We start from the raw sequence: 23,385 nt of genomic DNA on the forward strand, positions 1-23,385 counted from the left end.
GGAGCCATTATGAGCAACCACTGGTCCTTTGAAACACGTCAGATCCATGCAGGCCAGACCCCCGATCCATTGACGGGTGCACGGGCATTGCCGCTCTACCAGACCACGTCCTTCGTATTTCCAAGCGCGGAGAGCGCGGCGAACCGCTTCGCCCTCGCAGAGCTGGAGCCGATTTACACCCGGATCGGCAACCCCACCCAGGATGCCGTGGAGCAGCGGATCGCCAGCCTCGAAGGGGGCCTTGCCGCGCTACTGCTGTCCTCCGGCCAGGCTGCCGAAACCTTCGCGATTCTCAATATCGCTCAGGCCGGGGACCATGTGGTGTCCAGCCCGAGTCTCTACGGTGGCACCTATAACCTTCTGGCTCACACGCTCAAGCGCTTCGGCATCGAGGTCACCTTTGTGGAGGATCCGGACAATCTGGACCACTGGCGTGCAGCGGTGCAGCCCAACACCAAACTGTTCTTCGGCGAGGTCGTGTCCAATCCGCGCCAGGACATTCTGGACATCGAAGGCGTCAGCGCGGTGGCGCATGAGGCCGGGGTGCCGCTCATCGTGGACAACACGCTGGCCACCCCGTACCTGATCCGCCCGCTGGAGTGGGGTGCCGACATCGTGGTGCACTCGGCCACCAAGTATCTGGGCGGCCACGGTACCGCGATTGCCGGTGTGATCGTCGACGGCGGCTCCTTCGACTTTGCCCAGGACCCGGAAAAGTTCCCCGGCTTCAACACTCCGGATGAGTCCTACAACGGTCTGGTCTACGCTCGCGATCTGGGCGTCGGCGGCATCCTGGGTGCCAACCTGGCGTATATTCTCAAGGCCCGCGTCCAGCTGTTGCGTGACCTGGGCTCCGCCGTCTCGCCGTTCAACGCCTTCCTGATCGCGCAGGGCATCGAGACGCTGAGCCTGCGGGTGGAGCGACATGTGGAGAACGCCATCAAGGTGGCGCAGTGGCTGGAAGCGCACGATGACGTCGACTCGGTTGCCTACGCGGGCATCCCCTCCAGTCCCTGGTATGAGCGGGGCCGCAAGTACAGCTCCAAGGGCGTCGGCGCGGTGGTCGCCTTCCAGATCAAGGGTGGTCTGGAGGCGGGCAAGCGCTTTGTCGACGGGCTGACCTTGCACTCGCATGTGGCGAATCTGGGCGATGTGCGCTCACTGGTGATCCACCCCGCCTCTACCACCCACGCCCAGCTCTCCGAAGAGCAGCAACGTGTGGCCGGGGTGACGCCATCGCTGGTGCGCCTCTCTGTGGGTCTGGAACACATCGACGACATCCTCGATGACCTCTCCCAGGGCTTTGAAGCCGCCCGGGGCGCTCGTGCGGACCATGCGGAATCGGCGCCGTCAGCCGAGGCTGAGCTGGTGCAGGCAGCTCAGGCATGAGCCTTTCCGTGCATCCCAGCCACCAGGAGCACCTTGGGACCGTCGAGCCGGCACCGGCCAGCAGCCGGGTAGACGGAGTGCTGACTCACGCCCAGATCGGTTCGCTGGAGCTGGAATCCGGGGAGACGCTGCCCTCCGTGACGCTGGGCTATGAGACCTGGGGGACGCTGAATGCTGATGCCTCCAACGCCGTTCTGGTGCACCACGCACTGACCGGCAGCACGCACGTCAGTCGCGGGGATTCGGACGAGGACGGCTGGTGGGAAGGACTGGTAGGGCCCGGGCGGGCCCTGGACACCGATCAGTATTTTGTGGTGGCTGCCAATCTGATCGGCGGCTGCTACGGAAGCACCGGCCCCTCATCGATTGCCGCCGACGGCGCACCCTGGGGCGGGCGGTTCCCCTTCGTCACGCTGCGTGACTCGGTCTACGCCGAGGCCCGGCTGGCGGATGCGTTGGGTATTCAAAGCTGGTATGCCGTCATCGGCGGTTCGATGGGTGGTGCGCGGGCGCTGGAATGGGCCGTCACCTACCCGGAGCGCGTGCGAGCCGTGGTGGTGATCGCGGTGGGTGCGGCGAGTACGGCGGAGCAGATCGCGCTGGCGCAGGCGCAGGTGCTGGCCATCCGGCAGGACCCGGCGTTCGAGGGCGGCGACTACTACGGTGGCGAACAACCTCAGGCCGGCCTGGGACTGGCGCGTCGGATCGCTCATCTGTCCTATCGTTCGGAGGCTGAGCTGGCGGCCCGTTTTGGCCGCTCAGCCCAGCCGGGGGAGCATCCGGTGTCCGCCCGACGGGCACAGGATGTGGGGGAGCACCGCTACCAGGTGGAGAGCTACCTCGATCACCAGGCCCGCAAGCTGGTGGGCCGCTTCGACGCCAACAGCTACATTGTGCTGACCGAGGCCCTGATGAGTCACGATGTGAGCCGCGGACGCGGGACGCTCCCGGAGGCCCTGACCCGCGCAGCCGGAGTGAAGTTCATCCTGGCGGCCGTCCGGTCAGATCGTCTGTATCTGCCTCAGCAGAGTGAGGAACTGGCAGCAGCGCTGGCTCAGCCGCAGCCGGTGCACTGGATCGACTCGGGAATCGGCCACGATGGATTCCTGACCGAGACGGAGCAGCTGGCGCCGTTGGTGGCCGCAGCTCTGCGCTGAATGAGATCTTCCCCCGGAAACGGTGCTCAGGCCTCGGGGTGAAACACAGGTCCCGGAGTGGGGCGTTTGGCACTGATCCGGTCCCCGGAAGACTGGTGGCGGAGTCGCCGCAGCACCCAGGGCATCAGGTGTTCCCTGGCCCAGATCAGGTCCTCTGATCGGGCTTCCCGCCAGGTCCTCTCGGGAAGCTCAGCTGCCGTCAGCGGCTCCAGCTGATGGGGAACGTTGAGCGCATCCAGGGCCATCATCGCAATGCGGTGGTGGCCCAACGGGGAGAAGTGCAGACGGTCCTCGGCCCACATGGTGGGAAGCGCCAGCTCACGCAGCGACCACATATCTGCGACGATCGCGTCATGGCGGGCCGCGACGGTGCGCAGATTCTCGTTGTAGATGGCGACCTTGCCACGGATCAGGTTCAGGACCGGGGTCTGCCGTACGTCCGGGCCATTGAAGATCAGCACCGTGGCACCGGCATCGGAGAGCAGTCCCACGGCGGCATCGAGCGCCTCTGCCAGGGCATCCGGGTCGCCACCGGGGCGGATCAGATCGTTCCCACCGGCAGAGACGGTGACCAGATCGGGCTGCAGAGCGATGGCCGGCTCCAGCTGTTCCTGAAGGATCTGATGCAGCAGTCGGCCGCGAATGGCCAGGTTGGCGTAGGCGAAATCTGTGTGCCCGCGCCCGAGTTCCTCTGCGAGGCGGTCGGCCCAGCCGCGGTGCCCGCCCGGGCTGCGGGGTTCGGGATCGCCGATCCCCTCGGTAAAAGAATCGCCCAGGGCCACATAACGATTCCATGGATGACGGGGTGAAATTTCAGAATCAGTCACACCCCTATCCTGCCGCACCGGCAGTGGGTGAGCAGTGCCATCGGTGTTACGCCATCGTTGGGTGTATCGGGATAAACTGATGCAGTGACATTCAGTCGTTTCTCCCGGACCAGACCTCGAAGGCTACTGCTGGTGGTTCTCGCTGCGCTGGCCCTGGTGGGCCTGGCAGGTTGCACCATCCGGGTCAATCAACCGGAGGACACCTCGTCCCGATCGGCCAGCCCGACGCCATCGTATGCTGCACCGACCATCCTTCCGGGGCACGATGCCGCCGCGGTCGCCGCCAAGGACATGACATGGGCTGCGGGCAACACGTTGTCGATCGGCGTCCCGGTGGGCTGGAACGATCACGTCCCCGAGGTGACATCCACGGGAAACGAGACGCCGCCCGCCGAATGGAAGGCTGCCCGGCTGAACCAAGGCGGATGGACGGAATATCAGAACGTCAATAGCTGCACCGAGAGCCATTGGTTCACGGTCAATCAGCAGCCGCTCATGACGGCCGAGGACGATCTGGCCTCCACCAGGGCCTTGTTCCATTTCCTGATGCCGTCGGTGCTGCCCGAGGTGCTCAAGGAGACCACGATGCGCTGGGGGCAGGACCTGTCCAAGCCCACGCCCTCGGTGCAGTTCCTGTCCTGGCGGCAGAACGCGGCCGCTGGCCATCCCGCCATCCTGTACAACGCACGGATGTTCAACCACGCCGGGACCGGCCTGGTCTTCACCCTCTCCTGCCCCACGGATGCCCTGCTGGATGCCACGTATGCCGCGCTGCTGAACAAGCTCAGCGTCGCCCCGCCGGGCCAATAGGCACGCTCTCCTGTCAGTGAGTGTCAGTGAGCCGCGACGACGGCCCGTCGTTCCTCGTCCCGGCTGGGAACCAGCGGCGTCGCCACGGCCGGAATGATGCCGATCAGCGCGAAGGTCGCCGGAAAACTCAGCACGCCGAGCAGACCGCCGACCAGAGGGGGCACGATGGCGGAGACCAGGTACTGCCCCGTGTTCTGAATGCCCAGAGCGCGGGCGGACCAGTACGGCCCTGCCGCCTCAGCCACCACCGTGAAGGCCAGTCCGTTGTCCGCGACGGTGAGCGCCGACGCCAGAACGAGCGCAACGACGGCCAGGGGAACGGTCAGCGGAGCGGGCGCCGGACCGCTCTGGGCCAGTAGCGCGCTCAAGGACAGCAACAGGAGCGCCACCGTGGTGCTGACCGATACCCAGCGCAGCGGTGCCACCCGGCTGCCCCAGCGATCCGACCAGACTCCCGCGCCTATCCGTCCCAGTGCCCCGGTCAGCTGCGCCACCACGATGACCGCGCCAGCCGCGGGAGCATCCAGGTGAAGGCCGGTCAGCAGCCAGATGAGCGAGAAGGTCCACAGGGTGAATTGCGGCACCACCAGCAGTGCTGAGATCAGATGGATGCGCAGCAGGAAACTGCTGCCGCGGTAGGGATTCTCCGTCGCCGGGTCTGTACGACGGGCGCGGCGTTCGGGATTGCGCAGCCAGAACCAGCAGAGTCCTGCTGCCAGCAGCGACAGCAGTGCCACCACCCACCAGGCCGTACTGAGCGTTGCCGCGCCCGCTGTCGGAAGCATCAGTGCCCCCCAGCCCACGCCGAGCGGTTGTGCCATCTGACGGATTCCCATGGCCAGTCCGCGTTGCTGAACGGGAAACCAGCCGACCACAATGCGACCCCCGGCTGCGTTGGTGCAGGCGACAGCTACCCCGGAGAGGAACAGCCAGAGGCCAGCAGCAACGGGGCCACCACTGAGGGCGGCTGCGCCCAGCGCCAGGGCAGCAGCCGCCAGCCCCAGGGTCAGCGAAGCCCGCTCACCGATACGGTCGATGACGGCGCCCCATAGCACCAGCGTGCACAGCGTTCCGGCCAGCGGCATGGAGACCAGAAAGCCGGCTGACATCAGCCCGAGCCCCCACTGCCGATCCAGCTCCGGGAGCAGGAACGCCGTACCGTTGACGGTCAGTGAGCTGACGGCCTGGGCGAACACGACGATGCCCAGCATCATCCATCGTGCAGAGGCTCCAGAACGGGCGGGGGATTGCATGAGTCACTCCATCTCATATGGTGAGAAATGCGTCTTGAATGATGGACTACTCTGAGGCTAAGACCCCGCCAGGGCAGATTTCCATCCCGTCCATGGACTGGACGGTAGAATTGTCCGGTGCCCGTGTACCTTGACCATGCGGCAACCACACCCCTCTCCGGGCCTGCGTTGGCCGCACTCACCCAGGAACTGAGCCGTAGCGGTAACCCCTCGTCGCTGCATGGCTCGGGTCGTCGTGCCCGGATGGTGGTGGAGACGGCGCGCGAGGACCTGGCCCGGGCGGCCGGAGCCCACCCCTCCGAGGTGATTTTCGTCTCTGGCGGCACCGAAGCGGACAATCTTGCGGTGAAGGGCCTGTACTGGGCGCGCCGCGCGGCCGACCCGCAACGGCGGACCATCCTGGTTTCCTCGATTGAGCACCACGCGGTGCAGGACACCGTGGAGTGGCTGGAGCGCCATGAAGGGGCCAGGGTGGTCTGGCTGCCGGTCACTGCCGAGGGTGTTCTGGATCTTGAGGCCTACCGTGCCGCGCTCGATGCCGAACCGGAGTCGATTGCACTGGTCACCGTGATGTGGGCGAACAATGAAATGGGTGCCATTCAGCCTGTGGCCGAGGTTGCCGCACTCGCCGCCAGCTACGGCATCCCGGTTCACTCCGACGCCGTCCAGGCATTTGGCTCCGTTCCTGTCAGTTTTTCCGAGTCCGGGCTGGCTGCGATGTCGATCAGCGCACATAAACTGGGCGGTCCGGTCGGCGTGGGAGCCCTGCTGCTGGGCCGCTCCGTGACGGTGACTCCCGTGCAACACGGCGGTGGCCAGGAGCGCGACGTGCGCTCGGGCACGCTGGATACTGCCTCGATCGCAGCCTTTGCCGCTGCGGCCCAGGACGCCGTGGCCGGGCTGAACGAGGAGTTGCCACGGATCTCCGCGCTGCGCGATGAGCTGATTCGGCGGGTTCGCAAGGAGATTCCGGCTGCTGTGCTGAGAGGCCCCGATCCGCTTGCGGCAGATCTGCCGGATGCCGCACCTGCCACTTCCGCAACAGACACCAGACTTCCAGGAAACGTCCACTTCACCTTCCCCGGCTGCGAGGGCGATTCGCTACTGTTCCTGCTGGACATGGCAGGCATCGAAACCTCCACCGGTTCGGCCTGTACAGCAGGTGTTCCCCGACCCTCTCACGTTCTGTTGGCGATGGGGTTGAGCGAGGAGGACGCCCGCGGGGCCCAGCGGTTCAGCCTGGGGCATACATCCACCCCCGCGGACGTTGACGCCTTGATGGCGGCACTTCCGCTGGCCTATCAGCAGGCACTCGCTGCGGGAATGGCAGGGCACGTCTCCCGGATTGAGACGGCGGCCACCCGGGGATACGCCTCCCAGAGACACGAAGGACAACGATGAAGGTTTTGGCGGCAATGAGTGGCGGGGTGGACTCCGCGGTGGCTGCGGCGCGCGCCGTCGAGGCCGGGCATGAGGTGGTCGGTGTTCATCTGGCCCTGTCCCGGATGCCCGGCACCCTGCGCACCGGCAGCCGGGGCTGCTGCACCATCGAGGATTCCACCGATGCCTGGAAGGCCTGCGAGAAGCTGGGCATTCCCTACTACGTCTGGGACTTCTCTGAGCGTTTCAAAGAAGACGTGGTGGAGGACTTCGTTGCCGAGTACGCTGCGGGCCGCACCCCGAATCCCTGTATGCGGTGCAATGAGCGGATCAAGTTCGCGGCCCTGCTGGAGAAGGCGCTGGCGCTGGGCTTCGATGCGGTCTGCACGGGTCACTACGCCCGGGTGACGCAGGATGCCGAGGGAAACTTTGAACTGCACCGCGCCAACGACTGGGCCAAGGACCAGTCGTATGTGCTGGGCGTGTTGACCCACGAGCAGCTGAAGCACTCAATGTTCCCGTTGGCCGATGCCCAGAGTAAGGCGGAGGTACGCGCGGAGGCCGGGCGGCGAGGCCTGTCCGTGGCCAAGAAGCCGGACAGCCATGACATCTGTTTCATCTCCGACGGCGACACCGCCGGCTGGCTGGCCGAGAAGATCGAGATGACACCGGGCGCCATCGTCGACGAAACAGGCGCGACCGTTGGTGCCCATACGGGAGCCAACCAGTTCACCGTGGGTCAGCGGCGGGGCCTGAAGCTTGGCACCCCGGCTGCGGACGGGAAGCCGCGCTTTGTGCTGGAGATCCGTCCCAAGGACAACACTGTGGTGGTGGGCCCTCAGAAGCTGCTGGCGATCGATGACCTCCGCGGCATCAAGGTCTCCTGGGCTGGGGAGCCGATTCCGGCGGTGGCCCGAGGCGAGGAATTCGACTGCATGGCCCAAGTCCGTGCCCACGGCGAGCCAGTGGCGGCCACAGCCTGGATGGAGCCGGGCAGCGGAGATGCCGGGTCCGTGGATGCCGGGTCCGGGGATGTCGCAGAAACCGGACCGCAGCTGGTGGTCCGGTTGAAGGAACCATTACGTGGGGTGGCGCCGGGGCAGACGGTCGTGCTGTATCAGGGGACCCGTGTTCTGGGTCAGGCGACGATCGATGCCGCCCGCTCGCTGCAGCGGGCTTCCGCGGAGCCTGCATCTACCCAGCTGACCGCCGAGTAGCAGCCCGTGGCGAGCTATGTTCTGATCCTCCAGCATCTGGCGGTGGAAGGCCCGGGTTTGATTGCCCGGGCTCTGGAACTGGCGGGGGTGCAGTATCGGATCCGGAATCTCCTCCAGGAGCTGGACCCGGCGCTGCCACCCCTCGAGGAGTTGTCGGGCGTGGTGCTCATGGGTGGTCCGATGGATGCCGATGACCTTGATCGCTACCCTGCCCTGGCTCTGGAGCAGAAACTGATCCGCGCTGCAGTGGCCAGCGAGATTCCCGTGCTGGGAGTCTGCCTGGGTCATCAGTTGATCGCTCTGGCTCTGGGCGGAGGGCTGCAGCACGCCGCCACCCGTGAGATCGGTGTAGCGGCCATTTCCGCCACCGGCGAGCTGACAGCGCTGAACGGGCTGGACGTCGTGCACTGGCATGGCGATAACGCCGTGCTTCCCGAAGGGGTGGCCTCTCTGGCCCGGACGGAAGATTGCGGTACGCAGGCCTTTCGTCACGGTTCGGCACTCGGTTTGCAGTTTCATCTGGAGCTCGATGCCGAACTGCTGGACACCTGGCTCGCCAGCGGGATGGCAGAGGATTTGGCGGAAGGCGAGGGAGAAAAGATCCGCAAAGATTTTATGCAGGGAATTGACGCCAGAACTCGTGCTGCGAGCGAAATATTCCAGCAATTTTCCCGTGAGTGCCTGGTAGCTAAAGCTCGCCAGATAAGACAATTGCAAGGGTAATATCTCGCAGTGAAGCGATTCAAAATTGCTGTAGTTTTCTGGCTAAATTCATAGACAACCCAAGGCGTCTCTGCTATACCTACAGAAGGCAGGGGGAGCCGGATGGATTGATTGCAGCCCCCTACTGCCGTCTTGGTAATTCCATATTTTGAAAGAGTTGGGGGGCTCTTCATGTTTTTTTTGCGTGACGCTTTGCGTCACCTATTGGGGGGAAAAGGCAAGCGTCTTGCGACGGTTGTCGGAATTGCTGGTCTGATGGTCGCTTCAGTTTCCTGGAGCGCAGGCGCAGCGAATGCAGTGGAAATCGCACCACATGGAACTGTTCAGTCGAACTGTTCAACTTTGTTTGTAGATCTCGCAGGCTACCCGGCCATGGTTCCCGGCAAAGATGCCGTCCCAGGGACGCCCGGTCAGCCGTACATCGCACCCACGTACAAGACGATCATCGTGACCCCGGCTGTGCCTGCCACGTATGTCCAGGAGTGGTTGTACATCCAGCACGAAACTGGCGCTCTGAAGTGGGAGCCGGAAGGCTGGAACGGAATCGTTCGTGGCGTGGACCATGGTAAGGGCTGGGCGTATGTCGTCCCTTATACGCATCGCGACACCAACGTCATTCTGACGCCGGCCGTCCCTGCCGTCACCAAGTTGGTGATCGACAATCCCGGCCAGCCCTATATTGCACCAACACCCGGATCGCCGGCTGTGCCGCCGAAATGGAACACCGTGTGGGTGTGGATTGATGGAACGCTGGTTGACACCCAGAGTTTCAGCAGCACCTTCGACAAGAATTATCTCCTGGGAGATCCGACGGATTCCCATAGCTACGTGGTGAAAGCACGTGCCTGGAATTCGGAGGTCAGTCAGACATGGAGTGGTGAATCCAAGCCATGTCGGCATGAGATTGAGCATGTCACTCCTCCAGGAGCAGCTAACCCGCCTACGTGTACGGCAGACGGTTCTTTGCCTGCCTTGCCTACGGCTGACGGTTACACCTTCAGCTGGAACCGACCGTTCAACGGGCCAGGTACCTACTACGCCACAGCAACAGCAAAGCCCGGATTCTTCTTCGACGAAGATACCCAGACCATCTTCACCGTTGTTGTCATGGCGAAGCTGACGGGCCTGCAATGTGCCACGGTGGTCACTCCGGTTGCGCCGACGTTGGTCACTACCAGTGGATGTGGAACCTATGGCAGCGTGACACCTGCCATGACCACAGGAGTCGCCTACGCGGTGACCTTTGACAAGGTCACCGGCAACTACACCGTAGTGGCTACTCCGGCCAGTGCTGCGTACAAGTTCACCGGTGCGCAGACGGTGACCTTCACCGGCTCGGTAGGGGCATTCACGGTCTGTCCGGCGGTGGTCGTCACGGTCACTTCTCCACCGGTCACGGTGAATGTGACCACACCTCCGGTAACCGTCATGGTTCCAGCGGCTGCACCTGCAGCTGCTCCGGTGCTGGCACAGACCGGTACGAATCTGGCCTGGCCTGCGGGCGCGGCAGCGTTCCTGATGTTCGGTGGTCTGACCACCGTGCTGATGGCCCGTCATCGGTCGTCTCGCAAGAGTTAACCAGGACTTAACACGGTGAAGTCCGGGGGGTCAGTGAGCCCCCCGGGCACTCGGTTAGAGTGGCGTTTCCCTAGGAAAATCAACCTCGGGGGAGCGCCACTCTTGCCGTGTGTAAACCGAACTACTGTTCAGTAGCGGCGCAGGCATGCTCTAGCATGTACGTGTGCTGGATCACATGGCGCTGCGCTCATCGAGGCGTCGCCGGGGGGATTTCTGCGCGTCATACCCGACGAAAGAAAGTTTGCGATGTCTACACACACTCTCAAGCTGCGTTCCCTCGCAGTGGTGGCCGGCGCATCCCTGCTGGCACTGACTGCGTGCACCGGCCCCGCCGGGAACAGCGGCAGTGGCGGCTCTGGTTCGGGGTCAGGAGGTTCCCTGACCATCGGCACCACGGACAAGGTGACCGCGCTGGATCCCGCAGGTTCCTATGACAACGGTTCGCTCTTCATGGAAACCCAGGTCTACCCATTCCTGCTCAACGTCAAACCTCAGGGCAATGAGATTGAACCGGACCTTGCAGCCTCGGCCTCCTTCACCTCGCCCACCGAGTACACGGTCAAACTGCGGCCCAATCTCAAGTTCGCCAATGGCCACACTCTGGATTCGACTGATGTGAAGTTCAGTTTTGACCGCATCGTGAAGATCAACGACGAAAACGGCCCGGCCTCGCTGTTGGAGAACCTCTCCAGCGTTGCGGCTCCGGATCCGAACACCGTGGTCTTCACGCTCAAGCAGCCCAATGACCAGACCTTCCCCGGGGTGCTCACCTCCTCGGCCGGACCCATTGTCGATCATGCTGTTTTCCCGGCGGACAAGCTGATGACCGATGAGGACATCGCCAAGGCTCATCCCTTCGCCGGTGCCTACGACGTGACCAGCTACACCAAGAACCAGCTGGTCAGCCTGAAGGCCAATCCCAACTACGTAGGCCTGGTCGACAAGGCGAAGACCGATGTGGTCAACGTCCAGTACTACGCGAACGCCAACAACCTCAAGCTGGACATTCAGACCAACAAGATCGATGTGGCCTGGCGCAGCCTGAGCGCCACCGACATCGGGGATCTGAAGACCAAGAGCAACGTCAAGGTCCAGACCGGACCCGGTGGCGAGCTGCGCTACCTGGTTTTCAACTTCAACACCATGCCCTTCGGCGCCAAGACACCGGAGGCCAGCCCGCAGAAGTCTCTGGCAGTGCGCCAGGCAGTGGCGGACCTGATCGACCGCCAGGCCATCTCCACCGATGTCTACAAGGGCACCTACACCCCGGTCTATTCGCCGGTCGCCTCCGGCCTGCCCGGGGCGAAGGAACCGCTGAAGTCGCTGTACGGCGACGGATCCGGCGGCCCCAGCCTGGACAAGGCCAAGAAAGTCCTGGCCGATGCCGGCGTCACCGGGCCGGTGACCCTGAATCTGCAGTACAACCCGGACCACTATGGCCCTGGCTCCGGCGACGAATACGCCAAGATCAAGGACCAGCTGGACAAGTCTGGCCTGTTCAAGGTCAACCTGCAGTCCACCGAATGGACCCAGTATTCCAAGGACCGCACGGCGGATCTGTACCCGGTGTACCAGCTGGGCTGGTTCCCGGATTACACGGATGCAGACAACTACCTTTCGCCGTTCTTCAGCAAGGACAACTTCCTGCACAACCACTACGACAATGCGCAGGTGCAGACGCTGATCCAGCAGCAGCGCGTCGAGACGGACAAGGCGAAGCGGGCTGATCTGATTGGTCAGATCCAGGACCTGGAAGCTAAGGACCTATCGACTCTGCCGATGCTCCAGGGCAACCAGGTGGCAGTCTCCGGAACCAACGTCAGCGGCGTGGACACCACGCTTGATGCTGCCTTCAAGTTCCGCGCTGCGGTCATCTCCAAAAAGTAGTCACCATTCCAGGCTCGGGGTGAGACGCTCAGTGGCGTCTCACCCCGAGCCTGTTCAGGCTTCCACCACAGAGGCCCCCAGATGAAGCCCAGACAAAGGCATACGCACTCATGACGGCGCTGATAGAGACAGACGTTGAGGTTGCACAGCCGGGTCCCACCAGGGCCCGCAGCAGCTCAGGCGGACTAGGAAAATACCTGCTGGTCAGGTTCCTGTTGATCATTCCCACCATTTTCATTCTGGTCACCATGGTGTTCTTCCTGATGAGGATCACCGGAGACCCAGTGACGGCTGCGCTGGGCGGCAAGCTGCCACCCGAGCAGCTCCAGGCCAAAATCCATGAGGCAGGCTACGACCGGCCCGTCATCGTGCAGTATTTCGAGTATCTTGGCCAGATCGCGACCGGAAACTTCGGCCACACCCTGGACAACCAGCCGATCAATCAGGTTCTGCTGACCTACGGATCCGCCACCGCGGAGCTGGCCTTCTTCTCGCTCATCGTGGCCCTGCTGATCGGCATCCCGCTGGGCCTGGTCGCCGCGAAATTTCGGGACCGCTGGCCGGATGCCGTCCTGCGCATCTTCGCCATCCTCGGCTATGCCACCCCGGTGTTCTTCGCCGGGCTCCTGCTCAAACTGATCTTTTCCGTCTGGCTCGGCTGGCTCCCGGTGGCCGGACGTGCCGACACTCAGAACGCGCTGGCCCTCCAGCAGCTGGCCGCACCCACCGGCATCTATTTCCTCGATGCGATCCGCAGCGGCAATATGACAGCGCTCGGCGACGTCCTGCTGCACGCGATCCTGCCAGCGGTGGCGCTCGGCCTGCTCACCGGAGGTATCTTCCTTCGGCTGGTGCGCACCAATGTCATCGGCACCCTGGGTCGCGACTATGTCGAAGCAGGGCGTTCCCGTGGCGTCAGTGAGTTCCGGCTGGTCACCAAACACGCCTATAAGCCGGCACTCATCCCGATCATCACCGTGATGGGCCTGCAGATCGCGATGCTGCTGGGCGGGGCCGTGCTGACCGAGACGACCTTCGAATGGAAGGGGCTCGGTTTCCAGCTCGCCCAGTACCTGGGCACAAGGGATTTCGTTGCGGTGCAGGGCATCGTGGCGTTGCTTGCCGTTCTGGTGGCTGTGACCAACTTCATCGTGGACGTCATCGCTGCGCTGATCGACCCCCGAGTGAGGTACTGAGATGAGTTCTGAGACGACACCGTCCACTCCTTCGCAGAACACTTCTGCGCACGCCGCAGAGGCACGGCACCGCACTCGCAGCCTGCTCGCCCGGCTGCCGATCATTTCACAACTGCGGATCAGCGTCGGCCTGCAACGCGGCATGCTCGTGGTGGGCGTCGTGCTGACCGGGCTTTTCCTGCTCTCAGCGATTTTCGCCCCACTGGTGGCGCCCTATGGCTTCAACCAGATCAGCGACGCCCACGGGAATTTCCCCACCCAGGCACCGCCCTCCCCGGCGCACCTGTGGGGGACAACGGTGGGCGGATACGACGTGTTCTCCCGCACTCTCTGGGGTGCCCAGACCGCCATCGCCGTTATCGTGATCGCCGTACTGCTTTCGATCTTCCTGGGCGTGATCCTGGGCCTGCTCTCCGGCTATCTGGGCGGCTGGCTCGACCGGATTCTGGTGGTCGTGGCGGATGCGATTTTCGCTTTTCCCTCGCTGCTGCTCGCCATCGTCATGTCGATCGTGATCAGCGGCGGCCGCTCCGACCTGTGGGGCGGGATCTTCGCGGCGGCGATCTCCATCACGGTGGTCTTCGTCCCGCAGTACTTCCGGGTGATCCGGGCGGAGACCATCCGGCTCAAGGCCGAACCCTTCGTGGAGTCCTCCAAGGTGATCGGTGCCTCTACCTGGCGGATCATCACCCGGCACATCTTCGGCAATGCCACGCGCTCGCTGCCCTTGATCTTCACGCTGAATTCTTCCGAGGCGATCATGACCCTTGCGGGCCTGGGCTTCCTGGGATTCGGCATCGAGCCCACCGCAGCCGCCGAATGGGGCTTCGACCTCAATAAGGCGCTTGCCGATGCCACGAGTGGTATCTGGTGGACCGGTGTCTTCCCGGGCGCAGCGATTGTGCTCACGGTACTCGGGCTGACCCTGGTGGGTGAAAGCCTCAACGATCTAGCCGACCCCCGGCTCCGTGGCAGGCGCCGTCCCAGTAAACACCGTGATGCGTCACCAGCATCTGCTGCGGCAGCCACCGTCAACCCGGCAGAAGGATCACTGGCATGAATTCCAGCGCCATGAACGAGAGCACCGCGAAGAACGTTCTGGACATCGAACACCTCCGGGTCACCTTCGCCACGGACCAGGGCGAGGTGAAAGCCGTGGACGATGTCGCCCTGTCGGTCGCTCCCGGCGAGGTGGTCGCCATCGTGGGCGAATCCGGGTCCGGTAAGACCGTGACCGCCAAGAGCATCCTGGGCCTGCTGCCGGAAACCGCACTGGCCTCCGGTGCGGTGCTGGTCAGCGGGCACAACGTCGTGAGCATTCCCGCCCGGGAGCTACGCCGCGTGCGCGGCCGTGATGTCTCCATGGTCTTCCAGGAGCCCTCGACGGCACTCAACCCCGTGTATACCGTGGGCTGGCAGATCGCAGAGGGCCTGCGGGCCCACCGGGCTGCACAGAGTGCGATGGGTGGCGGCAGCCGGGTCAGCCGCAAAGAAGCCCGGACCGCGGCGATCGAGGCCTTGCGCAAGGTGGGGATTCCCGAGCCGGAGAAACGCGTGGACTACTACCCGCATCAGTTCTCCGGAGGGCAGAAACAGCGGGTGGTGATTGCGGCCGCACTGGCGCTCAATCCTGCGCTGATTGTGGCCGACGAGCCGACCACGGCACTGGATGTCACCGTCCAGGCCGAAATTCTGGAACTTCTGCGCGAGGTCCGGGATACCTTCGGTACCGCCATCGTGCTGATCACTCACAATATGGGCGTGGTGGCGGATCTGGCTGACCGCGTGGTGGTCATGTATCACGGCAAGGTTGTGGAGGAAGCGAGCGCGGAGCGGCTCTTCTCGGCCCCACAGCAGGAATACACGCAGAAGCTGCTTGCGGCGGTCCCACATCTGGGGCGTTATTCCGCCTCGGCCGGTCGCACAGAGCGAGCACATCAGGACGCACCAGTGCTGGTGGAAGCACGCGATCTGGTGATTGAATACCCCGGCAGGCTGGGGCAGTCGGGTTTCCGCGCGGTCAACGAGGTGAGTTTCACCATCTCCGCCGGCGAGGTTTTCGGCCTGGTGGGCGAATCCGGCTCAGGAAAGACCACCATCGGACGGGCTATTGCGGGCCTGAACCGGACCACGGGCGGTTCGCTGACGGTGTTGGGTCATGAGATGCGTGATTTTCGTGAGCGCACCTTCAAACCGTTGCGCAAAGATATCGGCTTCGTCTTCCAGGACCCGGCCGCATCCTTCAATCCTCAGCTGACCATGGGGGAGTGTGTGGCGGAGCCCCTCCAGGTGCACACCACCGATTCGCCCGTGCAGGTGCGCAAACGGGTGGGGGACCTTCTGGAAGCGGTCCAGCTGCCCAGGGGGTTCGCTGACCGCTATCCACATGAGCTCTCCGGTGGTCAGCGCCAGCGCGCCTCGCTGGCCCGCAGCCTGGCGCTGAATCCCAAGCTGTTGATTGCCGACGAGCCGACGTCCGCCCTCGATGTGTCCGTCCAGGCCAAGGTGTTGGAGCTGTTCAAGGAGATCCAGCAGGAGTTCGGCTTCGCGGCGCTCTTCGTCAGCCATGACCTGGCCGTAGTGGACCAGCTGGCTGACTGGGTGGGCGTGCTGTACCGGGGAACCCTGGTGGAGCAGGGAATCGGCTCCCGGGTGATGAGCAACCCGCAGGCGGAGTACACCAAACGTCTGATTGCCTCCTTGCCGGTGCCGGATCCTCGCCAGCAGGCGGCCCGACGCCAGGAGCGGCGGCAGCTCAGTCGGGGAGACTCCGCGGCCTGACAGGGGTTCACGGGCAATCCGCCAACCGAAAAATTCCCCGGCGGATTTTCCGCGGACCGGTTTTCCGTAGACTGGGAAGCATGAGCGCGAACCAGCACGAATTTGACCCCACCGCCAGTTCCCTCTCCGGGACCGTGGCCCCTGAGGTGATGGCGGAGCTGTTGGCGATGCGATCCAGCATCGACAACTTCGATGCCGCCTTGGTGTTTCTGCTGGCCGAGCGGTTCAAAGCCACGCAGCGGGTGGGTGTGCTCAAGGCGTTGCACCAGCTGCCCCCGGCCGATCCGGCCCGGGAGGTTGCCCAGATTGAGCGCTTGCGCAGCTTGGCGGAGCAGGCCCATCTGGACCCAGCTCTGGCCGAGAAATTCCTGAACTTCATCATCTCCGAGGTGATTCGCAACCATCAGGCGATCTCTGAGTCGCATGCGGGATCTGCCGCAGGTGCGGCTGCAGCGGGGGCTCACACTGATGCCTGAAGGCAGAGATGTCTGAGGCCACGGGTGTTTGAGGTGACTGGTGGCTGAGGTCAGGGCGGGTTCGCGAGGTCTCTGGCCCGGCGGTGGAGAGTCCGGTGGTGGTGCCACCGGTGAAGTGCTTGAGGCGATCCGGATTCAGCTCGGAGAGCTGGGCGCCCCGCATCTGCCCAGCCTGCCGTTGCTGCCCGGGCGGGGGCCCGTCGCCGATCCGATTGGTCGGACCGCCGCCATGCTCGTCGAGATGCCGGTGGATCTGCAGTCCTACGGATGGCGTCTCACCTCGCGGGAGGGATCAGACGGGCGCAGAGCCAGGAATTTTCTCCGCTCGGACGTCAATGCGCTGGCCGACGTCGTGGGTGCGCGGGAATCGACCGTACCCGATCTGGCCCTGCATCTGGTGGGACCTCTGACGCTTGCGGCAGGAGTCCACCTTCCGCTCGGCGAGCGTGCTCTGGCGGATCCCGGGGCCCGGCGCGATCTGGCACAGTCCCAGCGCGACGGCTTTCCGGAGCAGCTGCGAGCGGTGCGCGAGGCTACACCGGGCACCCGGCTGACCGTCGTGGTGGATGAACCCGAGGCTGCCCGCGCCCTGGCCGGTATGATTCCCACGGTCAGTGGGTATCGCAGCCTGCGCTCCGTGCCGCGCTCTGAGGCCCAGTTGCTCTGGCGGGAGATGAGAACAGCCCTGCTCAATGCCGGTGCCAGCGAGGTGTGCCTGGCCGTCCCGCTGGAGGTGCTGGCTCAGGCGAGGGAGGCCGGGCTGGACAGTGTGCAGGTCGATCCGGCCGAAGGGGGTGCCCACCGTTGGGATCCGGCCAGCTGGGAGCCTCTGGCCGCCTGGTTGGATCAGGGGCGTCAACTGACGCTGCGCCTGCCGGGCATGAACTCATCGGGTGGTCGTCCCTCAGGCGCGCGTCCCGCGGTGGGGCGTCTCCCCGGTGGTTCTGGTGTGGCGGAGACCGCACGCGCCTTCTGGAGACTCTGGCGGGAACTCGGACTCGGTGCCGAGACCCTCGGTGCGCTACGACTGGTGGAGGCGGGGGACCTGAGCCTGGGGACGCCCGCACAGGCGCAGGCTGCACTTGGCCACAGCACCGCCGTCGCCGCCGCGCTGACTGAGCTGGCCCAATCCTGACATCGAGTGCTGCATTATGTGCCGAAAATCGGCGAAAATCGGCACATAATGCAGCACTCGATGGCGCCAGAGTTGGTTCAAGGTGCTTCAGAGCCGTCCGGCAGCCTTGAGACGCAGGTACAGGTCGGCAAGCCGCGGCGGCAGCTCCTGCGGTTCGGCCTCCACCACCTCGGCACCGGCCTGCTTGAGCAGCGCGATCACGGCCGCCCGGTCCAGGACAGAACGCTCTGCGGCGGCTGCGGCGTAGACCTCGGTGCTGTTCTTCCGCTGAGCGCGCATCGCCTCGAGCGCCGGGTCACTGACGGAGGCCACTACCACCACATGGTCCCGGCTCAAGCGGGCGACGACAGGCAGTAGGCCTTCCTCGAGCGCGCCGGAGTCGAGGCTGGTGAGCAGCACCACCAGGGCCCGGTGTGCCGTCATCTGGCGGACCTGGCTCGGAACCTGGGTCCAGTCCATCTCAATCAGCTCGGAGGTCAGCGGTGCCATGGCCTGAACCATGGCACCGAGCAGATTCGTCTTCTGCGCCGACGTCACCTGGGCGCGTGGCCGACGGTCGAAGGCCAGGAAACTCACCCGGTCCCCACCCCGATCGGCAAGTACTCCCAGCAACAGTGCCGCTTCCAGATAGCTGTCCAGCCGCGGCTCGTCGAGAATCCGGGCGGCAGAGGTGCGTGAGGTGTCCGCCACGATCACCACCCTCCGATCCCGCTCCGGCCGCCAGGTCCGCACCACCACAGCCTGCCGACGCGCGGTGGCCCGCCAGTCAATCGAGCGCACATCGTCGCCGCGCACATAGTCACGCAACGAATCGAACTCGGTGCCTGCGCCACGAATCTGCACGGCGGAGAGCCCTTCAAGTTCCCGGAGTTTGCGCAGTTTGGAGGCCAGATGTTTTCTGGCACGGAATTCCGGGAGCACTCTGAGCCGGCCGGGAACCACCGCGGTTCGCTGCCGTCCGGCCAGACCGAGCGGGCCTAAGGACCGGACGGTGATCGTCTGGCTGTGTAGATCGCCGCGGCGAGTCGGGGTGAGGCTCAGGTTCAGCCGACGGCGCTCACCCCTCGGGACGCTCAGCCGTAGCAGCCCTGGCGTCGCCCCGGCAGAGGGCTGCCAGGCATCGCGCAGGCTGCCGCGTACCGTCCGGCGGCCCTTATTGGCGACGAAAAGTTCCGCGGTGCAACTCTGGCTCAGCCGGATCGAACCGGGCAGTTGGCGGGCAAAGCGCAGTTTGCGCGGTGAGGCGGCGAGCAGCGCGTCGACCACCAGCGGCAGCACCAACACGGCGCAGAGGATCCACACCGTGGTCCACGATGGCGCCAGCAACAATGCCAGCGCACCCGCAGCGGCCAGCAGCACGAACCGTCCGGTGATGACCATGGGAGCCTTAGCGCGGGGCCGGCACGGTGGCCAGGATACTTAGCAGGACGTCATCGACCTTCACACCGTCCATCTGTGCCTCGGGGCGCAGACTCACCCGGTGTCGCAGTGCCGGGAGGGTCAGTACCTTCACATCATCCGGCGTGACGAAGCTCCGGCCGGACAACCAGGCCCAGGCCCGGGAGGTGTTCAGTAGCGCCGTGGCACCGCGCGGCGAGACGCCGAGCTGGAAGGACGGTGCGGCGCGGGTTGCCCGCACCAGATCCACGATGTAGGCAACGATTTCCGGCGCGATATCGACAGCGGCGACTCCGGCGCGGGCCTCGGCCAGCTCCGCGGCCCCGGCGACGGCCTGTACTCCGGCTGCGCGAAGGTCGCGCGGGTCAAAGCCCAGGCTGTGCCGACGCACCACCTCGATCTCCTCCTCGCGTGGAGGCAGCGGCATGGTCAGTTTGAGCAGGAAACGATCCAGCTGCGCTTCCGGCAGGGGATAGGTACCCTCGTATTCCACCGGGTTCTGGGTCGCTGCGACCATGAACGGAACCGGCAGCGCGCGGCTTACGCCATCGACCGAGACCTGGCGCTCCTCCATCGCTTCCAGCAGCGAGGCCTGAGTCTTCGGAGGCGTCCGGTTGATCTCATCGCCCAGCAGGATATTGGTGAACACCGGGCCTTCCCGGAAGCTGAATTCCGAGCTGTGCGCGTCGTAGACTAGCGAGCCTGTGATGTCACCGGGCATGAGGTCCGGGGTGAACTGCACCCGTTTGGTGTCCAGGCTCAGGGCGGCGGAGAGCGCCCGCACCAGCAGTGTCTTGGCCACGCCCGGGACGCCCTCGAGGAGCACATGGCCACGGGAGAGCAGAGCGATCAGCAGCCCGGTGACCACGGCATCCTGGCCCACGACGGCCTTGGCGACTTCGGCTCGGACGGCAAGCAGCGCCTGCAGGGCAGGGTGAGGCTGCAGGGCAGGGTGAGGCTGCAGGGCAGGGTGAGGCTGCGCTGGATGGTCGGGCATGCTCATGGCTCAGGATTCCTTCTCAAGTTGGCGTTCAAGAGTGTCGAGGCGTTGCGACCAGCTGACCATGGCCGCCTGACTATGGGGTGGTTCTTCGCTCAGCAGCGCCCGGATCTCGGATTCACGAGCCGGGGCCGCCAGCGTGACGGCGGCAATGACCTCCTGGGCTGAGGCGGAGCTGGGCAGCCGGTATCGCCGGGCCAGTCGACGCAGCGACCCGGTGCGCAGACTGGCGACCGTCCGGTCAAGAGCCCGCGCGTTCTGGTAGAGCCGGGCACGGCCGATCGCCGTCTCGGAGGCCTTGACCACCACTGGGAGCGGCTCTTCCACCACCGGTCCGTGGCGCCGGCCCTTCCAGAGACAGGCCAGAACACCCACCAGCAGCAGCCACGGGCTGACAAAAGCAACCCAGGGTGGCAGCAGGCTGGCCGGGGAGACGGGATGCTGGCTCTCCGGCAGATCCCCCGGTCCCGGGATGTACCAGAGCAGTCGGTCGGTGTGGCCGAGCAGGCGCAGCGCCAGCGCCGCATTGCCTTCCTGATCCAGATACCGGTTCATCAGAATCTCCGGGCTACCCACGGCTGTGACCGTCCCTCCGGCGTTCTGCGCCACCACCCCGGCGCCGGTGCCGGGACCCGGGAAGCAGACCGTCGGACCGGTATAGAGCTGGGGGTGGAGGCTGGTGATGGTGCCCGCAGCCTGGGCATCCGGCATCGTGCACTGAGCTGTCAGCGGGCCCGCAGGAGGGGAACCGGTGGGATTGCCCATGACGCCGGCTGCCTGCAGCTCGGGGCTGAGCGCCTGCACCGCCAGCGGGCCCGGAGTGATCAGCACCAGCCGGGCACCGCTGGCGGCCAACTCGCGCAGCTGGCTGGACGTCAGGGCGATGTCGCGCTGGAACAGGAGAACCGTAGTGCGGCCACGTGGGGCGGAGGAAACGTCCTTGATGGTCTCAGCCAGAGTGCTGGTTGCAGTGACGGTGACCCCCTGTTGCTGCAGGATGTGCGCCACCGCCATGCCGCCCTCTGGTGCTGGATTCTGCGCATCCAGCACGCCGCGCGGACCCTGCCCGGACAGTGCGGAGACCAGTCCGATGCCGATCAGCAGTGCCGCAGCCAGGCCCAGGAAAATCCGGAGCCGCTGGCGCTTGAGCCAGCCAGTTCTGGGAGGCTGAACCGGGTCCAGCGGCTCAACGGCACCCCCGGCATAGCCGGTCGGTCCAGGGGCAACTGCGTTCACGCCGGGCTCACCCAGTTCAGGCTGGCTCCACTGAATTCGCTCGGTCGGCTCGCCACGAGAGTTGCATCGAGCGAGCGCATCCGCTCGTAGTCTCCCGCGGCAGCTACCGTACGGTCCGCACGATGCCGGGAGTACCTGACCCGGTTGAACAGCTCACCAGCCCATCCCAGGCTGGCGGCGTCGGAGGGGAACGCCGTGCTGAGCTTGGCGGCACCCTCGCTGGCGGTCATTCCGGGTTCGGGATCGAAGATGGTGCGTTCGGCAGTGGCTCGGATCATGGCCCGGAACAGTTCGATGACGGCCGTATCGAAGTCTCCGGCAGCTGCGGCCTCCGCAGCCCGCGTGCGATGACGTGCGGCATCGGCCGCGTCGCCTCCTTCGAAGATGCCCTCTTCGGTATGCGCGGCGGAACGCAGACGTGGCCGGACGATCAGAACCACAGCGGTGACTGCGATTCCTGCCAGGATCAGGATGGCCAGCATGATGAGTCCGGGGTTGATGTTGCCGATGCCGGTCACATGCTCTGCCAGCCACTGGAGAAAATCCGTGAAGGACTTACCCGCAGCCTCCAGCCAGCCCGGTTTGGCATCCTGATAGGCCCTTTTAGCGAGCTCCTCGCTGGCCCAACGGCGCGCCTGCTCGGCATCCGGGCTGACCGGAACGTCCCAGGATCCGTTCGGGGCGTGCCAGAGACTGCTCAGTGCGGTGACCGGAAAAGGGACGCAGGCTACGCCGCTCATGGCACCGTCCGGTAGTCACTCGGAGCCGATTCCGCGGACGGTGCGGCGGAGCCCGGGATGCGTTCCGGGACAGTTCCTGCGGGTGCGCCGTACTGTGCCTGCAGGCTCAGGTCTTCCAGTTCCTTGAGCAGCTGTAGATCCAGGCCCTCCTTACGGATCCGCAGATCCGCATACAGCAACGCCAGGACGCCGGTCTGGAAAGCACTGGTAATGGCACTGACCAGAGAAGCAATCGCGATATTCATGGCTTGCAGCGCGAGGGCCGCGGTCACCGCGCCCGAGGTGTCCATCGACGGCGCCACAACCGGTGTGAGCAGGCCGAGCACCAGCGACAGCGGGGTTGTGACGATCGAGCCGATCACACTCGCGATCAGTCCTGCCAGTAGGAGCATCCCCAATACTCGCCAGAAGTTGCGGTCGGTGAGCCGCCAGGAACGTCGCAGCGCCTGGCCCACCCCGGCGCCCTCGACCGCCATCACGGCCGGGGCCAGCGCGATTTTGTTTCCCACCCAGACGGCGAGAGTAATCGCTGCCAGCGCAAGAATGATCGTTACGGGGAACCCGACCGGAACCCCACCCGCGCTGAAGGTCAGATAGGCCACTCCCACCACCACGCCCATCCCGATCAGCAGCGCCACAGCGTAGAACAGTCCCAGCAGGATGAGCTTCCAGAGTGTCGGCTTGGCCAGACGCCACAGAAGGCCGAATCTGGTCTTCTGGTTCAGCGTTCCGCGCATGACGGGTATGGCTTGCAGGCCTTGCAGCAGGGTTCCGATGATGAGGGTCAGTACGACGGACAGGAGCGAGCTGATCCCCACCCCTGCCAGAAGAGTTCCCAGCTGTGGGAGTGAGGAGTTGCTGCGGGAGCCCAGCGTGGAAGCGGTCAGCAGAGTGTTGAGCGAGGGACCGGCAAGAAGAGCCAGGCAGATCGTGGTGATGATCGTGCTCAAGAGCTTTAAGAGGACCGAGGATCCGATCATGGCCGCAGCATTGCGCCGGATGGTCTGGAACGACCCATCCAGAAGTTCTCCAACCCCCAGCGGGCGGAGTGGAACGGTCCCTGGCTTCGGTGGTGCGATGTAGCCGCCCTGGGGGCTGCTCATCGGAGACCCCGCGACGGGCTGGCCCCACTGTGGCTGAGCGCCCCACTGGGCTGGCTGCCCCCAGGCGGATGCGGGAGGCGCTTGCTGCCCCCAGGCGGA

Annotated in this window: 20 protein-coding genes; 13 read left to right on the top strand and 7 right to left on the bottom strand. The window is 64.9% G+C overall.

Features of this window, described 5'->3' with window-relative positions:
- Positions 1-9: 9 nt before the first annotated feature.
- Positions 10-1,389, top strand: a complete 1,380-nt coding sequence (locus QQM37_RS07710; RefSeq protein ID WP_285726224.1) for a bifunctional o-acetylhomoserine/o-acetylserine sulfhydrylase — start codon at positions 10-12, stop codon at positions 1,387-1,389.
- On the top strand, positions 1,386-2,546 hold the full coding sequence (gene metX, locus QQM37_RS07715) for a homoserine O-acetyltransferase MetX (RefSeq protein WP_285726226.1): 1,161 nt from the start codon (positions 1,386-1,388) through the stop codon (positions 2,544-2,546). Before QQM37_RS07710 ends, metX begins: the two co-directional genes overlap by 4 nt.
- Positions 2,547-2,572: 26 nt before the next feature.
- Here metX and QQM37_RS07720 read toward each other — a convergent pair whose 3' ends face one another.
- Positions 2,573-3,373 carry an SGNH/GDSL hydrolase family protein gene (locus QQM37_RS07720; RefSeq protein WP_285726228.1) on the bottom strand — a complete coding sequence of 267 codons (801 nt, stop codon included), beginning with the start codon at positions 3,371-3,373 and terminating at the stop codon, positions 2,573-2,575.
- Between the two features lie 84 nt (positions 3,374-3,457).
- Here QQM37_RS07720 and QQM37_RS07725 point away from each other — a divergent pair, with 84 nt between their 5' ends.
- Positions 3,458-4,183 carry a hypothetical protein gene (locus QQM37_RS07725; protein WP_285726230.1) on the top strand — a complete coding sequence of 242 codons (726 nt, stop codon included), beginning with the start codon at positions 3,458-3,460 and terminating at the stop codon, positions 4,181-4,183.
- Between the two features lie 23 nt (positions 4,184-4,206).
- Here QQM37_RS07725 and QQM37_RS07730 read toward each other — a convergent pair whose 3' ends face one another.
- Positions 4,207-5,436, bottom strand: coding sequence for an MFS transporter (locus QQM37_RS07730; RefSeq protein WP_285726233.1), 1,230 nt, complete (start codon positions 5,434-5,436; stop codon positions 4,207-4,209).
- Between the two features lie 117 nt (positions 5,437-5,553).
- Between QQM37_RS07730 and QQM37_RS07735 the strand changes: the two genes are divergently transcribed.
- The 10 genes from QQM37_RS07735 (at position 5,554) to QQM37_RS07780 (ending at position 17,809) form a co-directional block, all read left to right on the top strand.
- The gene (locus QQM37_RS07735) at positions 5,554-6,837 is read left to right on the top strand and encodes a cysteine desulfurase family protein (RefSeq protein WP_285726234.1); all 1,284 of its coding nucleotides are present in this window, start codon (positions 5,554-5,556) and stop codon (positions 6,835-6,837) included.
- Complete coding sequence (gene mnmA / locus QQM37_RS07740; RefSeq protein WP_285726236.1) at positions 6,834-8,033, top strand: tRNA 2-thiouridine(34) synthase MnmA; 1,200 nt, start codon at positions 6,834-6,836, stop codon at positions 8,031-8,033. Before QQM37_RS07735 ends, mnmA begins: the two co-directional genes overlap by 4 nt.
- A 6-nt stretch (positions 8,034-8,039) precedes the next feature.
- Entirely contained in the window at positions 8,040-8,756 is a 717-nt protein-coding gene (locus QQM37_RS07745) for a type 1 glutamine amidotransferase (RefSeq protein ID WP_285726239.1), read from the top strand.
- Between the two features lie 342 nt (positions 8,757-9,098).
- A complete protein-coding gene (locus QQM37_RS07750) occupies positions 9,099-10,334 on the top strand; it encodes a hypothetical protein (protein WP_285726240.1) in 1,236 nt (411 codons plus the stop codon).
- A gap of 246 nt (positions 10,335-10,580) precedes the next feature.
- Positions 10,581-12,221, top strand: a complete 1,641-nt coding sequence (locus QQM37_RS07755) for an ABC transporter substrate-binding protein (protein ID WP_285726242.1) — start codon at positions 10,581-10,583, stop codon at positions 12,219-12,221.
- A gap of 110 nt (positions 12,222-12,331) precedes the next feature.
- Positions 12,332-13,417 carry an ABC transporter permease gene (locus tag QQM37_RS07760; protein ID WP_285726244.1) on the top strand — a complete coding sequence of 362 codons (1,086 nt, stop codon included), beginning with the start codon at positions 12,332-12,334 and terminating at the stop codon, positions 13,415-13,417.
- Position 13,418: 1 nt separating this feature from the next.
- Positions 13,419-14,477, top strand: coding sequence for an ABC transporter permease (locus tag QQM37_RS07765; protein ID WP_285726246.1), 1,059 nt, complete (start codon positions 13,419-13,421; stop codon positions 14,475-14,477).
- On the top strand, positions 14,474-16,198 hold the full coding sequence (locus QQM37_RS07770) for a dipeptide ABC transporter ATP-binding protein (protein WP_285726248.1): 1,725 nt from the start codon (positions 14,474-14,476) through the stop codon (positions 16,196-16,198). The genes QQM37_RS07765 and QQM37_RS07770 overlap by 4 nt, the downstream gene beginning before the upstream one ends.
- An 80-nt stretch (positions 16,199-16,278) precedes the next feature.
- On the top strand, positions 16,279-16,674 hold the full coding sequence (locus tag QQM37_RS07775; RefSeq protein WP_285726250.1) for a chorismate mutase: 396 nt from the start codon (positions 16,279-16,281) through the stop codon (positions 16,672-16,674).
- Positions 16,675-16,714: 40 nt separating this feature from the next.
- Complete coding sequence (locus QQM37_RS07780; RefSeq protein WP_285726252.1) at positions 16,715-17,809, top strand: uroporphyrinogen decarboxylase/cobalamine-independent methonine synthase family protein; 1,095 nt, start codon at positions 16,715-16,717, stop codon at positions 17,807-17,809.
- An 87-nt stretch (positions 17,810-17,896) separates the two neighbouring features.
- Here QQM37_RS07780 and QQM37_RS07785 read toward each other — a convergent pair whose 3' ends face one another.
- The 5 genes from QQM37_RS07785 to QQM37_RS07805 are packed head-to-tail and all read right to left on the bottom strand — an operon-like array spanning position 17,897 to position 23,286.
- A complete protein-coding gene (locus QQM37_RS07785) occupies positions 17,897-19,189 on the bottom strand; it encodes a DUF58 domain-containing protein (protein WP_285726254.1) in 1,293 nt (430 codons plus the stop codon).
- Positions 19,190-19,196: 7 nt separating this feature from the next.
- Positions 19,197-20,204 (bottom strand): AAA family ATPase, encoded by a 1,008-nt coding sequence (locus QQM37_RS07790; RefSeq protein ID WP_420030139.1) that lies wholly within the window; start codon positions 20,202-20,204, stop codon positions 19,197-19,199.
- Positions 20,205-20,213: 9 nt separating this feature from the next.
- On the bottom strand, positions 20,214-21,443 hold the full coding sequence (locus QQM37_RS07795) for a DUF4350 domain-containing protein (protein WP_285726258.1): 1,230 nt from the start codon (positions 21,441-21,443) through the stop codon (positions 20,214-20,216).
- A complete protein-coding gene (locus QQM37_RS07800; protein WP_285726259.1) occupies positions 21,440-22,183 on the bottom strand; it encodes a DUF4129 domain-containing protein in 744 nt (247 codons plus the stop codon). Before QQM37_RS07800 ends, QQM37_RS07795 begins: the two co-directional genes overlap by 4 nt.
- Positions 22,180-23,286, bottom strand: a complete 1,107-nt coding sequence (locus QQM37_RS07805; RefSeq protein WP_285726261.1) for a DUF7847 domain-containing protein — start codon at positions 23,284-23,286, stop codon at positions 22,180-22,182. Before QQM37_RS07805 ends, QQM37_RS07800 begins: the two co-directional genes overlap by 4 nt.
- Positions 23,287-23,385 lie beyond the last annotated feature (99 nt).

It is taken from the genome of Psychromicrobium xiongbiense (genome assembly GCF_030271165.1).
In the GTDB taxonomy this organism is placed as follows: Bacteria; Actinomycetota; Actinomycetes; order Actinomycetales; family Micrococcaceae; genus Renibacterium; species Renibacterium xiongbiense.

Excerpts from the sequence above, each read along its gene's own strand:
- mnmA (WP_285726236.1), top strand. The coding sequence starts at position 6,834 with ATGAAGGTTTTGGCGGCAATGAGTGGCGGGGTGGACTCCGCGGTGGCT.
- QQM37_RS07800 (WP_285726259.1), bottom strand. The coding sequence starts at position 22,183 with ATGAGCGGCGTAGCCTGCGTCCCTTTTCCGGTCACCGCACTGAGCAGT.
- QQM37_RS07775 (WP_285726250.1), top strand. The coding sequence starts at position 16,279 with ATGAGCGCGAACCAGCACGAATTTGACCCCACCGCCAGTTCCCTCTCC.
- QQM37_RS07770 (WP_285726248.1), top strand. The coding sequence starts at position 14,474 with ATGAATTCCAGCGCCATGAACGAGAGCACCGCGAAGAACGTTCTGGAC.
- QQM37_RS07710 (WP_285726224.1), top strand. The coding sequence starts at position 10 with ATGAGCAACCACTGGTCCTTTGAAACACGTCAGATCCATGCAGGCCAG.
- QQM37_RS07730 (WP_285726233.1), bottom strand. The coding sequence starts at position 5,436 with ATGCAATCCCCCGCCCGTTCTGGAGCCTCTGCACGATGGATGATGCTG.
- QQM37_RS07785 (WP_285726254.1), bottom strand. The coding sequence starts at position 19,189 with ATGGTCATCACCGGACGGTTCGTGCTGCTGGCCGCTGCGGGTGCGCTG.
- QQM37_RS07755 (WP_285726242.1), top strand. The coding sequence starts at position 10,581 with ATGTCTACACACACTCTCAAGCTGCGTTCCCTCGCAGTGGTGGCCGGC.
- QQM37_RS07805 (WP_285726261.1), bottom strand. The coding sequence starts at position 23,286 with ATGAGCAGCCCCCAGGGCGGCTACATCGCACCACCGAAGCCAGGGACC.
- QQM37_RS07760 (WP_285726244.1), top strand. The coding sequence starts at position 12,332 with ATGACGGCGCTGATAGAGACAGACGTTGAGGTTGCACAGCCGGGTCCC.
- QQM37_RS07790 (WP_420030139.1), bottom strand. The coding sequence starts at position 20,204 with ATGCCCGACCATCCAGCGCAGCCTCACCCTGCCCTGCAGCCTCACCCT.
- metX (WP_285726226.1), top strand. The coding sequence starts at position 1,386 with ATGAGCCTTTCCGTGCATCCCAGCCACCAGGAGCACCTTGGGACCGTC.
- QQM37_RS07765 (WP_285726246.1), top strand. The coding sequence starts at position 13,419 with ATGAGTTCTGAGACGACACCGTCCACTCCTTCGCAGAACACTTCTGCG.